Source organism: Mycolicibacterium psychrotolerans (assembly GCF_010729305.1).
In the GTDB taxonomy this organism is placed as follows: domain Bacteria; phylum Actinomycetota; class Actinomycetes; order Mycobacteriales; family Mycobacteriaceae; genus Mycobacterium; species Mycobacterium psychrotolerans.
The window spans coordinates 620,738-635,190 of record NZ_AP022574.1; the positions used below are offsets into that span (position 1 = coordinate 620,738).

Below are 14,453 nucleotides of genomic sequence, written 5' to 3' on the forward strand. Positions count from 1 at the left end.
GCGGGTCCGGGAGGACCTGTGGGCGCGTCACGTTAGTCTCGCGCGGTCGGCTTTCATCCCTTGCCGACTCTTCAGATCAGTCACTCCCGAACCCGTCGTGCAGACGATGCTACGCCTGGCCGAGCCGTTGCACCAGAGCAGATTTCAGCTCTCGGTGTCGACCGTGCGCAGCAACGCGCGGGTGCGTGCGTGTGCCTCGGGCGACCTCACGAACACCGCGCCGACGAACTCGTCCACACCGGCCGATCGCAGCTCGGCGAGGCGGTCCCGGACGGTGGCCTCGTCGCCGATGATCGCCGCGTCCTGCGGGCCGGCGTAGCCCTCACGGTCGAGCATCGCCCGGTACGACGGCAGTGTGCCGTAGATCGCGAACTGCTCGGCGGCCTCGGCCCGCGCCGCGTCGACGTCGTCGGTCACGGCCACCGGCAGCGCCGCGACCACCCGCACCGCGTCCTCGGGGCGGCCCGCGTCGGCCGCCGCCTGTCGCAGCGACGGGCTGACGTGCCCGCCCAGCGTCGCCGGTCCCGTCATCCACGTGCAGGTGCCGGAGGTCCGCTTGCCCGCGAGCCGCAGCATCTGCGGCCCCAGCGCGGCGATGTAGACGTCCGGTCGCCGCGCGCCGGGGATGACGAGCGCGCCCCGCGTCGTCACCGTCTGGCCCGGCGCGTCGGCGGGTTCACCGGCCAGCAGCGGCAAGAGGCCGTCGAGGTACTCGTTGAGGCGCCGCACCGGCTTGTCCCACGGAACGCCCCACATGCCCTCCGTGACCGCCGCGTGGGTCATGCCGAGCCCCAGCACGAACCGCCCTTCCGAGGCCAGGCTGACGGTCAGCGCGGCTTGCGCCATGTGCATGGGGTGCTGGTTCTGGATCGGGATGACGCCGCTGGCCGCCTGGATCGTGTCGACCTCGCGCAGCGCGATGGCCAGGATCGTCAGGAGGTCCGGCTCGTAGGGCAACTGACTCATCCAGACGCGGCTGAAGCCTTCGTCGCGCAGTTGCGAAAGGTAGGCGATGGTCGCGTCGACGGGCGAGCCGTCGCCGAGGCCGGTGAGTTGTCCGAACATGCTGATCTGCATGCACAAAATGTAAGAGCCCCGTGTTGCCGTCGGGTCGGGGGGTCAGACGGCAACACGGAGCTATCACGTGTATCGACGTCCCGCGGGCGGGCGTTACAGCGTCGGAAAAAAATTTCTCCGCGGGTCTGGTCGGGCGCCGAGATCGACGAAATGGCGCCGTTGTCCCGCCCTTTCTCGCCCAAACGTTGGTTTGGGCGACAAGAAGCAGGGTCAGGTCAGGCCTCGAGGATCGCCGTGACGCCCTGGCCGCCGGCGGCGCAGACGGAGATCAGGCCGCGGACCGGTTGTCCGGTTTCGGCCTTCTTCTCCGCGAGCTGCTTGGCCAGCTGGGCCACGATGCGCCCGCCGGTGGCCGCGAACGGATGCCCGGCCGCCAGCGAGGAGCCGTTGACATTGAGCTTGGATTTATCGATGCCGCCCAGTGCCTGATCCAAGCCGAGGCGCTCCTTGCAGTACTCCTCGGACTCCCAGGCCGCCAGCGTGGCGAGCACCACGGAGGCAAACGCCTCGTGGATCTCGTAGAAGTCGAAATCCTGCAGCGACAGCCCGTTGCGGGCCAGCATCCGGGGCACCGCGTAGGTCGGCGCCATCAGCAGGCCGTCGCGGCCGTTGACGTAGTCCACCGCGGCGGTCTGGCCGTCGACGAAGTACGCCAGCACGGGGATCGACCGAGCGGCCGCCCACTCCTCCGAGGCCAGCAGCGCGACCGAGGCGCCGTCGGTCAGCGGCGTGGAGTTACCGGCCGTCATCGTCGCGTCGCCGTTACGCACTCCGAACACGGGCTTGAGCTTGGCCAGCTTCTCCGTCGACGAGTCGGCGCGCAGGTTGTTGTCCCGGTAGAGCCCGAGGAACGGCGTCACCAGGTCGTCGAAGAAGCCACGGTCGTAGGCGGCGGCCATGTTGCGGTGGCTGGCCGCGGCCAGTTCGTCCTGGTCGACGCGCTTGACGCCCATCTCCTTGGCGGTCACCGCGGCGTGCTCGCCCATGGACATGCCGGTGCGCGGCTCGCTGTTGACCGGAATCTCGACGCCCAGTGCGGCGGGCAGCTTGCCGACCAGCTTGAGCCGGTCGACGTTCGACTTCGCCCGGCGCAGCCCGAGCAGCACCGAACGCAGGTCGTCACCGAGGGCGATGGGCGCATCCGAGGCGGTGTCCACACCGCCTGCGGCGGCGACCTCGTAGCGGCCACGGGCGATCCCGTCGGCGGCGGCGATCGCGGCCTGCAGGCCGGTGCCGCACGCCTGCTGCAGGTCGAATGCCGGGGTGGAGGACGACAAGGAGCTGCCCAGCACGCACTCGCGCATCAGGTTGAAGTCGCGGCTGTGCTTGAGCACCGCGCCGCCGATGACGGCGTCGAGGGTTTCGCCCTTCAGATCGAAGCGCTCGGCCAGGCCGTCCAGCACTGCGGTGAACATGTCCTGGTTGGACGCATTCGCGTAGGCGCCATCCGAACGTGCGAAGGGAATCCGGTTGCCTCCGAGGACGGCTACCCGGCGGGTTGTTGTGCTGTCGGCCACGTCTGCCTCCCGGCGTCGCGAGGAATGTTAGGTGTCGAGGGTCATACTACCCACCGTTCTTACTCTGGAGTAAGTTCGTGAGGGATACGACAGTGCTGGGTAACCAGCACCGTCGACACACGATGTACCCGGATTTCTCGAAAGGCAGCGCCGTGGCTTCCGATCTCCTGTCCCAAGTCGTCAACTCCGGCCCAGGGTCGTTCCTGGCCAAGCAGCTCGGTGTGCCCCAGCCCGAGCCGCTGCGCCGGTACAAGCCGGGTGAGCCGCCGCTGGCGGGCTCGCTGCTGATCGGCGGAGAGGGCCGCGTGGTCGAGCCGCTGCGGGCCGCGCTGGCCGAGGACTACGACGTGGTGTCGAACAACCTCGGCGGCCGCTGGGCCGACCGGTTCGGCGGGCTGGTGTTCGACGCCACCGGCATCACCGAGCCCGAGGGGCTCAAGGCGCTCTACGAGTTCTTCACGCCGTTGCTGCGCAACCTCGGCCCGTCGGGCCGCGTTGTGGTCGTCGGCACCACGCCCGACGAGGTCGATTCGGTGCACGAGCGCACGTCGCAGCGCGCGCTCGAAGGCTTCACCCGCTCGCTGGGCAAGGAACTGCGCCGCGGCTCGACCGTCGCGCTCGTGTACCTGCACCCGGACGCCAAACCGGCGGCCACGGGGTGCGAGTCGACACTGCGGTTCCTGCTGTCGGCGAAGTCCGCCTACGTCGACGGGCAGGTGTTCCGGGTCGGCGCCGCCGACGCCACCCCGCCCGCTGACTGGGACAAGCCGCTCGACGGCAAGGTCGCGGTGGTGACGGGCGCGGCGCGCGGCATCGGCGCGACGATCGCCGAGGTGTTCGCCCGCGACGGCGCCAAGGTGATCGCGGTGGACGTCGAACAGGCAGCCGAGGCACTCGCCGAACTGGCCACCAAGATCGGCGGCACCGCGCTGACGCTCGACGTCACCGCCGCCGGCGCGGTCGACCGCATCACCGAGCACGTCACGCAGCACTACGGCGGCAGGCTCGACATCCTGGTCAACAACGCGGGCATCACCCGCGACAAGCTGCTGGCCAACATGGACGAGGGCCGCTGGGACTCGGTACTCGCGGTGAATCTGCTTGCGCCGCTTCGTCTTGCCGAGGGCCTGGTGGGCAACGGCACGATTGGCGAGAACGGCCGCATCGTCGGGCTGTCGTCGATGGCCGGCATCGCCGGTAACCGCGGGCAGACCAACTACGCCGCGACCAAGGCGGGCATGATCGGGCTCACCGACGCGCTCGCCCCACAGTTCGGCGAGAAGTCGATCACCATCAACGCGATCGCGCCCGGGTTCATCGAGACCAAGATGACCGACGCGATCCCGCTGGCCACCCGCGAGGTCGGGCGGCGGCTGAACTCGCTGTTCCAGGGCGGCCAGCCCGTCGACGTCGCCGAGGCCATCGCCTACTTCGCCAGCCCGGCGTCGAACGCGGTGACGGGCAACACCATTCGGGTGTGCGGCCAGGCCTGGTTGGGAGCGTGAGCGAGGGCGGGCAGCCGTCGGGGCTGCGCAATCTGGTGCTGGCCGCGGCGGGTGCGCTGCCGTTCGTGCCGCGCGGGGACACCCTGCCCGACCGGACACTGACGGTCGAGGACCTCACCATCGACCCGGCCCATGTCGCGGCGTACGCGAACGTCACCGGTCTGCGGTTCGACAACACGGTGCCGCTCACCTACCCGTTCGCGCTGACGTTCCCGACGGTGATGTCGCTGATCACCGGCTTCGACTTCCCGTTCGCCGCGATGGGATCGGTGCACGTCGAGAACCACATCACCCAGCACCGGCCGATCGCGGTGACCGACACCGTGTCGGCGGCGGTGCACGCCGAGAACATGCGGGAGCACCGGCGCGGCCTGCTGGTGGACGTGGTGACCGACGTCAAGGTCGGCACCGAGACCGCCTGGCACCAGGTCACCACGTTCCTGCACCAGCAGCGCACCAGCCTGTCCGACGAGCCGAAGCCGCCGCCGGCCAAGCAGCCCAAGCTCGGTCCGCCGAACGCCGTGCTGTCGATCACGCCCGGCCAGATCCGGCACTACGCATCGGTGGGCGGGGACCACAACCCGATCCACACGAACTCGTTCGCGGCCAAGCTGTTCGGCTTCCCGACCGTCATCGCGCACGGAATGTTCAGCGCGGCAGCGGTATTGGCCAACATCGAGGGGCAGCTGCCGGACGCGGTGACGTACTCGGTGCGGTTCGCCAAGCCCGTCGTGCTGCCTGCGCGCGCGGGTCTGTACGTGAACCGGCGGGGCGACGGCTGGGAGCTGACGCTGCGGCATCTGACCAAGGGGCATCCGCACCTGACGGGCACGGTGTCCCCGGCCTGACCGTCAGTTCTGCGCGACCGCTTCGGCGTCGGACGGCGTCGGCGCGCCCTTGAGGCCCAGCCAGAACAGGTTGATCATCAGCTCGGCCGCCTCGTCCACGTCGGCGTCACCGGTGCTGACCCGCGCCGCGACGGCCTCCCCCGCGCCCACCAGCGCGACGGCCATCATGTCGAAGTCGGTGTCCGGGCCGGGGAACCGGGTTCCCGAGCGCAGCAGCCGGCCGACGAGTTCGATGATGCGCTCGCGGCCTTCCCGCACGGTGTGCGCGAACCGCTGCGAGCTGGTGGCCTGGGTGTAGAGCACCATCCACGAGGAGCGGTTCTCGTCGATGTACTTCAGGAACGCCAGCACCGCGCTGCGCAGCAACTCCTTTGGTGGATCCGCGAAGTCGATCTTGTCGCGCACCTCGTCGACGAAGCGCGCCAGCTCCCGGTCCAGACAGGCGCCGAACAGCTCCTCCTTGGAGCCGTAGTACAGGTACAGCATCGGCTTGCTGATCTGTGCCTCGGCGGCGATCGCGTCCATCGACGTCTCGTGGTAGCCGTTGACCGAGAAGATCTGCACGGCGGCGTCGAGCATCTGCTGTTCGCGGACGGCACGCGGCAAGCGCTTGGTACCACCTGCCATGACGCGCCTCTCTCGACTTCGGAGTCAACGTGCTTACCAACACAGGGTAAGCAATCGCTGACAGATCAGCCGCCGCAGCGCGGGGACGGGCCCTTCATGGCGGCCAGCTTGGTGACCGACGCGTCCACGGCCGGCTGCGACAGCTCGCCCGCCGCGACGGCCTTCTCCAGCCGGTCCAGGACCGCGGGCACCTCGTCGGTGGTGACCCACAGCGCGACGTCCGCGCCGGCCTGCAGCGAGCGCAGCACCGCGTCGGGGACCCCGAACCGATCGGAGATGGCTTTCATGCTCGACAGATCGTCGGTGAACACCACGCCGCCGAATGGCGGGCCGCCGTAGTCCCCGGAGCGCAGCAGACCGTAGGCCTGCGGGCTCAGGCTGGCCGGTTCGCTGCCCGTCAGCCCCGGCACCTCCATGTGACCGACCATGACGCCGACCGGGCCCTGGGTGGTCAGCGTCCGGTAGGGCACCAGGTCGTTGTTCTGCAGGTCCGCGATCGGCGGCGTGACCACGCTGCCGGCATGCGAATCGCCCGAGCCGTGGCCGTGGCCGGGGAAGTGCTTGAGCACCGGCAGCAGCCCCGCGTCGCGCAGCCCGCGGGCGTAGGCGCCGGCGAAGTCGGCGACCGTGGTGGGATCGGCACCGAACGAGCGGTCGCCGATCACCGTGTCGTCTGGGGCGTCGGTGACGTCGACGACGGGTGCGAAATCGATCGTGAAGCCCAGGCCGCGCATCTGCCTGCCGCGGTCGAGGGCGATCTGGTAGACCTCCTCGGGCGTGCGGGTGGCCGCCAGCACGCGCGGGGCGGGCTGCTCCCCGATCACCCCGGCCAGCCGGGACACCCGGCCGCCCTCCTCGTCCACGCTGACGGCCAACGGCAACGGTCCGGCGTTCGCCGCGATGTCGGCCAGCGAGCCGTCGGAGAGCATCGACATGTCCGTCCAGCCACCCACCATGATGCCGCCGACGTGCTGGTTGTCGACGACGGCGCGGGCGTCGGCGGCGCCGGTGACGCCGACCATCAGCAGCTGGGCGAGTTTGTCGCGGGTCGGCATCGCCGCGACCGCGGCGACGGGATCACCGCAGGCGGGGGCCGGTGCCTGCGGGGGCGCGGAGCCGGCACCCGGTCCGGCCGCCATCGCCACGGTGGTCGACGAGGTGGCCGCCGTGTCGTCGGCCGATGCGCCACACCCGGCCAGCAGGGCCGTCGTGGCGAGCATTCCGGTCACAGCTCTGAAGACGCTCCGCGGGGCAACCATGGGTCTCGACCCTAACGGCAACGCCGGCCCCGGCCATAGTCTGAGGGGGACGGGCACGAGAAAGGGGACCGATGCCAGCGGAGGAGACCGTCGTGCTCCTCGCGTTCGACGGTTCGCCGACAGCCCGGCGCGCGGTGCACTACGCGAGCCGCTTCCTGACGGTGGACCGGGCCGTCGTGCTGACGGTGTGGGCGCCGCTGCACCGCGGCTCCGAGCCCACGGCGTTCGACCTCGACGGACCGCCTGATCCGCCGGAGGCCGACGAGGCGGACATCGCGTTCGGCGAGGCGCAGCGCACCAACGCCGCCGGCGTCGAGCTGGCGCGGGCGGCCGGTCTGCCGGCCGAGCCGATGTGCGTCGCACAGACCTACACGGTGTGGGGCACGATCATCGCCGTCGCCGACGACGTCGACGCCGACCTGATCGTCACCGGCACCCGGGCCACCACCGGGTTGCGCTCGCTGGTGCAGTCCAGCGTGGCCGATCACGTCCGGCGCCGGGGCCACCGGCCGGTGCTCATCGTGCCCCCGGCGCCGTGAGACGCCCGTGCTAGTTTGAGGCCCATGGATCGGTTCCTCGTACCTGCGGCGGCCAGCATCGTCGTCGGCCTGCTGTTGGGCGCGGCAGCCGTGTTCGGGGTGACGCTGATGGTGCAGCAGGACACCCGGCCTCCGCTGCAGGCGGGCGATCCGGCGTCGTCGGTGCTCAACAGGGTCGAGTACGGCGACCGTAGCTGAGCAGACCCGGCCGCTGTCGCGGCGCTGGTTGTGGGTGGCCGCCGCGGCGGCACTGGTCCTGACCTTCGCCCAGTCCCCGGGCCAGATCTCCCCCGACACCAAGCTCGATCTCACCGCCAATCCGCTGCGCTTCCTGACGCGCGCGTTCACGCTGTGGAACAGCGAACTGCCGTTCGGCCAGGCCCAGAACCAGGCGTACGGCTACCTCTTCCCGCACGGCACGTTCTTCCTCGCCGGGGATCTGCTGGGCGTGCCCGGCTGGGTCACCCAGCGGCTGTGGTGGGCGCTGCTGCTGGTGGCCGGGTTCTGGGGCGTGCTGCGGGTCGCTGAAGCTCTCGGCATCGGAACCACCACCTCCCGGGTGATCGGCGCGGTCGCGTTCACGCTGTCGCCGCGGGTGCTGACCACGATCGGCGCGATCTCGTCGGAGACGTTGCCGATGATGCTGGCCCCGTGGGTGCTGCTGCCCGTGATCCTCGCGTTGGGCGGGACGGCAGGGGTGGGAACGGCACAGCGCGGCGATCCTCGGGTCCGCATGCTGGCGGCGCGCTCGGCGCTGGCGATCGCCCTGATGGGAGCGGTCAACGCGGTCGCGACTCTGACGGCCTGCCTGTGCGCGGTGGTGTGGCTGGTGTGCCACCGGCCGGGGCCGGTGTGGCGGCGCTTCGTGGTGTGGTGGCTGCCGTGCGTGGCGCTGGCGGTGGCGTGGTGGGTGGTCGCGCTGCTGCAGCTGGGCCGCATCAGCCCGCCGTTCCTGGACTTCATCGAATCGTCCGGCGTCACCACGCAGTGGATGTCGCTGACCGAGATGCTGCGCGGCACCGGGGCGTGGACACCGTATGTGGCGCCGACCGCGACGGCAGGTGCGTCGCTGGTCACCGGATCGGCCGCCGTACTCGCGACGACGCTGGTCGCGGCCGGTGGGCTGGCGGGCCTGACGCTGCGCACGATGCCGGCCAGGGGCCGGCTGGTGACCATGCTGCTGGTCGGCGTGGCGCTGCTGGCCGCCGGCTACTCCGGCGGGCTGGGCTCCCCGATCGCGCAGCAGGTGCAGGCTTTTCTCGACGCCGACGGCACCCCGCTGCGCAACCTGCACAAGCTCGAGCCGCTGCTGCGGTTGCCGCTGGCGCTGGGGCTCGCCCACCTGCTGGGCCGGGTGCCGCTTCCTGGCAGCGTGCCGCGGCCGATGTGGCGGCGCGCGTTCGCCCACCCCGAGTCCGACAAGCGGGTCGCCGTCGGCATCGTGGTGCTCGCCGCCCTGCTCGCCTCGACGTCGCTGGCGTGGACGGGCAGGCTCACCGCGCCCGGCGCGTTCGACGCGATCCCGCAGTACTGGCACGACACCGCGGCGTGGCTGGACGCCAACAACTCCGGCGGCCGGGTCCTCGTCGCGCCCGGTGCGCCCTTCGCGACGCAGGTCTGGGGCAACAGCCACGACGAGCCGCTGCAGGTGCTCGGCGACAGCCCGTGGGGCGTGCGCGACTCGATCCCGCTGACCCCGCCCGAGACCATCCGCGCCCTCGACGCGGTTCAGCGCCTCTTCGCCGCCGGTCGGCCATCGACAGGACTGGCTGACACCCTTGTGCGTCAGGGTATTTCGTATGTCGTGGTGCGCAACGACCTGGACCCCGAGGCCAGCAGGTCGGCCCGGCCGATCCTGGTGCACCGGGCTGTCGACGGTTCCCCGGGACTGACGAAGGTCGCCGAGTTCGGCGCGCCGGTCGGTCCCGGCACCCTGGAGGGTTTCATCACCGACAGCGGGCTGCGGCCGCGCTACCCGGCCGTCGAGATATACCGCGTCGACGGGGCCCGAAACGCCATGGCGCCGTATGTCGTCGACGCCGACGCGATGCCGCGCGTCGACGGCGCGCCCGAATCGCTGCTGCGGCTCGACGAGCGCCGACGGCTGACGGGCCGGCCGCCGCTGGGGCCCGCGCTGCTGACCCAGGACGCGCTGCGGGCCGGACTGCCCGCGCCCGTGGTCACCGTCACCGACACCCCGATGGCGCGCGAGACCGACTACGGCCGCGTCGACGACCACAGCTCGGCGGTGCGCGCGGCCGGCGACGCCCGCAACACGTTCAACCGGGTGCCCGACTACCCCTCGGCGGGAACCGATCCGGTGTCGGGCGCCTGGGACGGCGGTCGGCTCACGGTGTCGAGTGCGGCATCGGACTCCACGGCGCTGCCCAACGTGTCGCCGGCGTCCGGGCCGCCGGCCGCGATCGACGGCGACTCGTCGACCAGCTGGGTGTCCAACTCCCTGCAGAGCGCCGTCGGGCAGTGGTTGCAGGTGGACTTCGACCATCCGGTCACGAACGCGACGCTCACCGTCACGCCCAGCGCCACCGCGCTCGGGGCGCAGGTCCGCAGGCTGGAGGTCTCGACGGTCACCGGCACCAGCACGGTCCGGTTCGACGAGCCGGGCAAACCGGTGACCGTCGCGCTGCCCTACGGGGAGTCGCCGTGGGTGCGCATCACCGCCGTGGCCACCGACGACGGGTCCCCCGGGGTGCAGTTCGGCATCACCGACCTGTCGGTGACCCAGTACGACGCGAACGGCTTCGCCCACCCCGTCAACCTGAGGCACACCGTCGAGGTGCCCGGCCCTCCCCCGGGTTCAACTGTGGCGCAATGGGATCTGGGGGCCGAACTGCTGGGCCGGCCCGGCTGCGCCGCCGGCCCGACCGGCGTACGGTGTGCCGCCGCGATGGCCCTGGCCTCCGAAGAGCCCGTCAACCTGAGTCGCACGCTCACCGTGCCGAACCCGACCGATGTGACGCCGACGGTGTGGGTGCGCGCCCGCCAAGGTCCCAACCTGGCCGACCTGATCGCCCAGCCGAACACCACCCGCGCCGGCGGGGACGCCGACCTGATCGACGTCCTCGGCTCCGCCTACGCCGCCACCGACGGTGACCCCGACACCGCGTGGACCGCGCCCCAACGCGTGGTGGCGCCGCAGACCCCAGCCACGTTGGTGCTGAAACTGCCGTCCCCCCATACGGTTTCCGCGCTGCGGGTGACGCCGAGCGAGTCGGCGCTGCCTGCTCATCCGACGATGATCGCGATCGATCTCGGGGACGGCCCCCAGGTGCGCCGCCTCACCGACGGCACGGAGACGCTGCGGATCAAACCGCGCCTGACCGACACGATCACCGTCTCCCTGCTCGACTGGCACGACGTGATCGACCGCACCGCACTGGGTTTCGATCAGCTCAAGCCGCCGGGCCTGGCCGAGGTGGTGGCGCTGGATCCGCGCGGGGTTCCCATCGACGCCGCCGACGCCGCCGCCAACCGTGCGCGCACCGTCACCCTCGGCTGCGGTCGCGGCCCGATCATCGCCGTCGCCGGCCAGTTCATCCCCACCTCGGTGCGCACCACGGTCGGCGACCTTCTGGACAACGAACCGATCCCGGCCCGGCCGTGCCGCAGCGAGCCGATCACGCTGCCCGCAGGCCAGCAGGAACTCGTGATCAGCCCCGGGGCGGCCCTCGTCGTCGACGGTGTCGCGCTGACCACGCCCGCGGAGAGCCGAGTGCGTACGGCCACAACAGAATCGGTCGGCACATCGCTGTGGCGCAACGACCGCCGCGAGGTCGACGTCGCGCCGTCGGACGCGGCACGCGTCCTCGTCGTTCCCGAGAGCATCAACCCCGGGTGGTCGGCCCGTGGCGAGGACGGGGCGGCGCTGCGGGCGGTGACCGTCAACGGCTGGCAGCAGGGCTGGCTCCTGCCCGCCGGCACCCGCGGCACGGTGACGCTCGCCTTCACCGCCAACACGGCCTACCGCATGGGGCTGGTCGGCGGGCTCGCGCTGCTGCCCCTGCTGCTCGTGTTGGCCTTCGCGCCGGCCCGACGCCGCGACCCGCTCCCGCCGGCCCAGCCGTGGGCACCGAACCTCGTCGCCGTCGGCGTCGCGGCGACGCTCGCCGCGACGGTGATCTCCGGTCCCGTCGGCGCCGCGCTGTCGGCATCGGCGTTCGGCGCCCGCCATCTGCTGCGGCGACGCGAAAAGCTCTGCCAGACAATCACGGTCGTCGGCGCGGCGGGCGGGCTGATTCTGGCCGGGGCGGTGCTCAGCCAGAATCCGTGGCGCTCGGTGGACGGGTACGTCGGGCATTCGCCGTGGGTCCAGTTCCTCGCCCTGATCTCGGTGGTGGCCGTCGCCGTCTCGGCGGTTCCCTGGCCTCCCGCCGCGGACAGCCAGCAGGATGACTGACATGACCTCCCCCGTCCCGCCGATCGGCACCCAGGTCTCGGCACTGGCCGCGCAGCACCCGCAGGCGCCTGCGGCGACCTGCGACGGCGTCACGGTGACCCGGTCCCAGCTCGACACCACCACCAACCGGCTGGCGCGCGGCTTCGCCTCCCTCGGCGTCGGGGTCGGCGACTACGTGACGATCCTGCTGCCCAACTCGCTGGACTGGATCTACGCGGTGCTGGCCTGCTGGAAGCTGGGCGCGGTGCCCCAACCACTGTCCGCGCGGCTGCCCGACGCGGAGCTGTCAGCACTGCTCGAGCTGCGGCGTCCGGCGCTGCTGGTCGGCCGGACCGACCCCACCGGCGTCACCCCGACCACGACCGCGGCGCCGGCGCAGGACTTCCCGGATGCACCGCTGCCGGAAGCGGTCTCACCGGTGTGGAAGTCGATGGCCTCGGGCGGCAGCACCGGGCGGCCGAAACTGATCGAGGCAGGCAACGACAGCCGGATTCCCGCGGCGATCGGCGCGCCACTGGGGGCGCAGGAGGGCGACGTCTCGCTGATCTCGGTGCCGCTGAGCCACAACACCGGCTTCACCACGTTCGCGGTGGGCCTGCTGCAGGGCCATCACCTGGTGGTGATGCCGCGCTTCGAGCCGCACGAGTTCCTGCGGCTGGTCAGCGAGCACCGGGTGACGTTCCTGACCACGGTGCCGACCATCATGCAGCGGCTGCTGCCGGTGTACCGCGCCGACCCCGACGCCTACGACCTGTCGTCGATCCGCAGGTTCTGGCATCTCGCGGCGCCGTGCCCGCCCGCGGTCAAGCGCGCCTGGATCGAGCTGCTGGGCCCGGAGAAGGTGTGGGAGCTCTACGGCGGCACCGAACTGCAGGCGCTGACGTTCATCTCCGGCGACCAGTGGCTGACGCATCCGGGTTCGGTGGGCGTGGTGGTCGCCGGGGAGATGAAGGTGCTCGACGACGACGGCAACGAGTGCCCGCCCGGCGTGGCGGGCGAGATCTACATGCGCCGCGCCCCGGGATCACGGCCCACCTACCGCTATGTCGGCAGCACGGCCACGAGCCGCGACGGCTGGGACTCGCTGGGCGACCTGGGCTACTTCGATGCGGAGCAATTCTTCTACCTCACCGACCGCCGCGTCGACATGTTCACCGTCGGCGGGCGCAACGTGTACCCGGCCGAGATCGAGTCGGCGCTGGCCGAACATCCCGGAGTGCTGTCCAGCCTGGCCGTCGGGGTGCCCCACGACGACCTCGGCCAGGTGCCGCACGTCATCGTCGAGGCACCGGGCCTGGACGCGGCCGAGGTGACGGCGTTCCTGGCCGACCGGCTGGCGAGCTACAAACTGCCGCGCACGGTCGAGTTCAGCGACCGGCCGTTGCGCGACGACGCCGGCAAGGCGCGCCGGTCGGCGGTGCGCGACGAGGTCATCTCGCGACTGCGGGCTCGGTGACGTCGTCGACCGCACTGTCCAGCGGGGTCGGGTCGTTGCGCCGCTCCCACCGGCGCAGCGCATTGCGGCACGGTGACTCCACCAGGGCGTAGCTGACCGCCGCGATCGCGAACCCGAACACCACCGTCAGCACCAGCACCGGGACGAAGTGCCCGTTGAACGCGAACTCGCCGAGCAGCGGGAACACCATCGCCAGCGCGGCCAGATGCCACACGAACAGGCCGTACGACCAGCGGCCCAGCGTCACCATCGTCGGATGCCCGAGCAACCGGTGCGCGGTGTCGGGGGTGTCGAGCACCAGCGGCGCCAGTAGCGCACCGGCCACCACCGCGCCCATCGCGGTCTTGACGGTGACCTGGCCGATCGTGCCGAACTGCAACCCCTCCCTGCCCGCCAGTGGCGACGCCGCGATCAGGAAGGCCGTCACCGCCACGCCCGCCATCAGCAGCCGCTGGCGCGCCAACCGGTGCGCCAACCCGACCGGCGAGACGGTCAACTCGGCGAGCACCATGCCCGCGGCGAACCAGGAGAAGAACGCAGGCGGCCAGTTCCACAGGTTGTGGCCCGACGCCGGGTCGAACGGGATGCGCACCCAGAACAGGCTCGCCACCGCGGCGGCCAGGATCACCGGGATGCGGGCGCGCACCGGGACGCGGCGCACCAGCAGCGCCAGGAACGGCAGCGCGATGTAGAACGCCACCTCCACCGACAGGCTCCACATCTGGGTCAGCCCGGCGGTCAGCGTCAACGGCACGTAGATCTGCGTCAACGTCAGGTTCGACAGCCACACCGTGGCGTCGGCTCTGGCATCCGGCAGCAGGGTCAGGATCACCACGACCGCGACGAGGTAGCCGGGCATGATGCGCACGAACCGCGACCGCAGGTAGTGCCCGGCCGCCGGCCGCTTGCGCAGTCCCCTTGCCGCGGCCGCGTGCCCGCGCCACAGCAGGAAACCCGACAGCGCGAAGAACACCGCGACCGCGAGGTCGAAGCGGCCCAGCAGCCGGCCCGTCACCCCGGTGGTGTGACCGGTCTGGAAGGCGACGTGGGTGACGACGACGCCGATGGCCGCGCAGGCGCGCAGGCCCTCCACCGCGGGCAGGAAACTCCGGGTGCCCCCGACAGAGCGCGCGATGGCGGCCGTCTCGGATCGGGTCACGACGAACAGTGTGCGCCTTCTGCGACACCCCGCGGAAAACGGGTAGTCA

The 14,453-nt window shown here is 71.4% G+C and carries 11 protein-coding genes; 6 read left to right on the forward strand and 5 right to left on the reverse strand.

Annotated elements, in window-relative coordinates; translation table 11 throughout:
• Positions 1–144 precede the first annotated feature (144 nt).
• Together G6N45_RS03100 and G6N45_RS03105 are read right to left on the reverse strand one after the other, a co-directional pair.
• Entirely contained in the window at positions 145–1,077 is a 933-nt protein-coding gene (locus tag G6N45_RS03100) for a TIGR03564 family F420-dependent LLM class oxidoreductase (protein WP_163720362.1), read from the reverse strand.
• 215 nt (positions 1,078–1,292) lie between these two features.
• A complete protein-coding gene (locus G6N45_RS03105) occupies positions 1,293–2,594 on the reverse strand; it encodes an acetyl-CoA C-acetyltransferase (RefSeq protein ID WP_163720363.1) in 1,302 nt (433 codons plus the stop codon).
• 122 nt (positions 2,595–2,716) lie between these two features.
• On the opposite strand from G6N45_RS03105, the gene G6N45_RS03110 reads away from it, so the two are divergent.
• Positions 2,717–4,099, forward strand: a complete 1,383-nt coding sequence (locus G6N45_RS03110) for a 3-oxoacyl-ACP reductase (protein ID WP_163727689.1) — start codon at positions 2,717–2,719, stop codon at positions 4,097–4,099.
• Positions 4,096–4,947, forward strand: a complete 852-nt coding sequence (locus G6N45_RS03115) for a MaoC/PaaZ C-terminal domain-containing protein (protein WP_163720364.1) — start codon at positions 4,096–4,098, stop codon at positions 4,945–4,947. Before G6N45_RS03110 ends, G6N45_RS03115 begins: the two co-directional genes overlap by 4 nt.
• A 3-nt stretch (positions 4,948–4,950) precedes the next feature.
• On the opposite strand, the gene G6N45_RS03120 is transcribed toward G6N45_RS03115, so the two are convergent.
• Complete coding sequence (locus G6N45_RS03120; protein WP_163720365.1) at positions 4,951–5,574, reverse strand: TetR/AcrR family transcriptional regulator; 624 nt, start codon at positions 5,572–5,574, stop codon at positions 4,951–4,953.
• 65 nt (positions 5,575–5,639) lie between these two features.
• Positions 5,640–6,833 (reverse strand): glycoside hydrolase family 3 N-terminal domain-containing protein, encoded by a 1,194-nt coding sequence (locus tag G6N45_RS03125; RefSeq protein WP_163720366.1) that lies wholly within the window; start codon positions 6,831–6,833, stop codon positions 5,640–5,642.
• Between the two features lie 71 nt (positions 6,834–6,904).
• On the opposite strand from G6N45_RS03125, the gene G6N45_RS03130 reads away from it, so the two are divergent.
• From G6N45_RS03130 to G6N45_RS03145, 4 genes are read left to right on the forward strand one after another with little or no spacing between them, the layout of a single operon-like run.
• Positions 6,905–7,372: a universal stress protein gene (locus G6N45_RS03130; RefSeq protein WP_057150101.1), complete on the forward strand. Its 468-nt coding sequence runs from the start codon at positions 6,905–6,907 to the stop codon at positions 7,370–7,372.
• A 24-nt stretch (positions 7,373–7,396) separates the two neighbouring features.
• Positions 7,397–7,570 carry a DUF2613 domain-containing protein gene (locus G6N45_RS03135; protein WP_070356595.1) on the forward strand — a complete coding sequence of 58 codons (174 nt, stop codon included), beginning with the start codon at positions 7,397–7,399 and terminating at the stop codon, positions 7,568–7,570.
• 28 nt (positions 7,571–7,598) lie between these two features.
• The gene (locus G6N45_RS03140; protein WP_275998090.1) at positions 7,599–11,789 is read left to right on the forward strand and encodes an alpha-(1->3)-arabinofuranosyltransferase; all 4,191 of its coding nucleotides are present in this window, start codon (positions 7,599–7,601) and stop codon (positions 11,787–11,789) included.
• 1 nt (position 11,790) lies between these two features.
• Positions 11,791–13,245, forward strand: coding sequence for an AMP-binding protein (locus G6N45_RS03145; protein WP_163720368.1), 1,455 nt, complete (start codon positions 11,791–11,793; stop codon positions 13,243–13,245).
• Here the strand turns inward: G6N45_RS03145 and G6N45_RS03150 are convergent.
• Positions 13,220–14,404: an acyltransferase family protein gene (locus G6N45_RS03150; protein ID WP_163720369.1), complete on the reverse strand. Its 1,185-nt coding sequence runs from the start codon at positions 14,402–14,404 to the stop codon at positions 13,220–13,222. The genes G6N45_RS03145 and G6N45_RS03150 overlap by 26 nt on opposite strands.
• Positions 14,405–14,453 lie beyond the last annotated feature (49 nt).

Coding starts and splice junctions, on each gene's coding strand:
- G6N45_RS03100 (WP_163720362.1), bottom strand. CDS start 1,077: ATGCAGATCAGCATGTTCGGACAACTCACCGGCCTCGGCGACGGCTCG.
- G6N45_RS03110 (WP_163727689.1), top strand. CDS start 2,717: ATGTACCCGGATTTCTCGAAAGGCAGCGCCGTGGCTTCCGATCTCCTG.
- G6N45_RS03120 (WP_163720365.1), bottom strand. CDS start 5,574: ATGGCAGGTGGTACCAAGCGCTTGCCGCGTGCCGTCCGCGAACAGCAG.
- G6N45_RS03125 (WP_163720366.1), bottom strand. CDS start 6,833: ATGGTTGCCCCGCGGAGCGTCTTCAGAGCTGTGACCGGAATGCTCGCC.
- G6N45_RS03130 (WP_057150101.1), top strand. CDS start 6,905: ATGCCAGCGGAGGAGACCGTCGTGCTCCTCGCGTTCGACGGTTCGCCG.
- G6N45_RS03135 (WP_070356595.1), top strand. CDS start 7,397: ATGGATCGGTTCCTCGTACCTGCGGCGGCCAGCATCGTCGTCGGCCTG.
- G6N45_RS03145 (WP_163720368.1), top strand. CDS start 11,791: ATGACCTCCCCCGTCCCGCCGATCGGCACCCAGGTCTCGGCACTGGCC.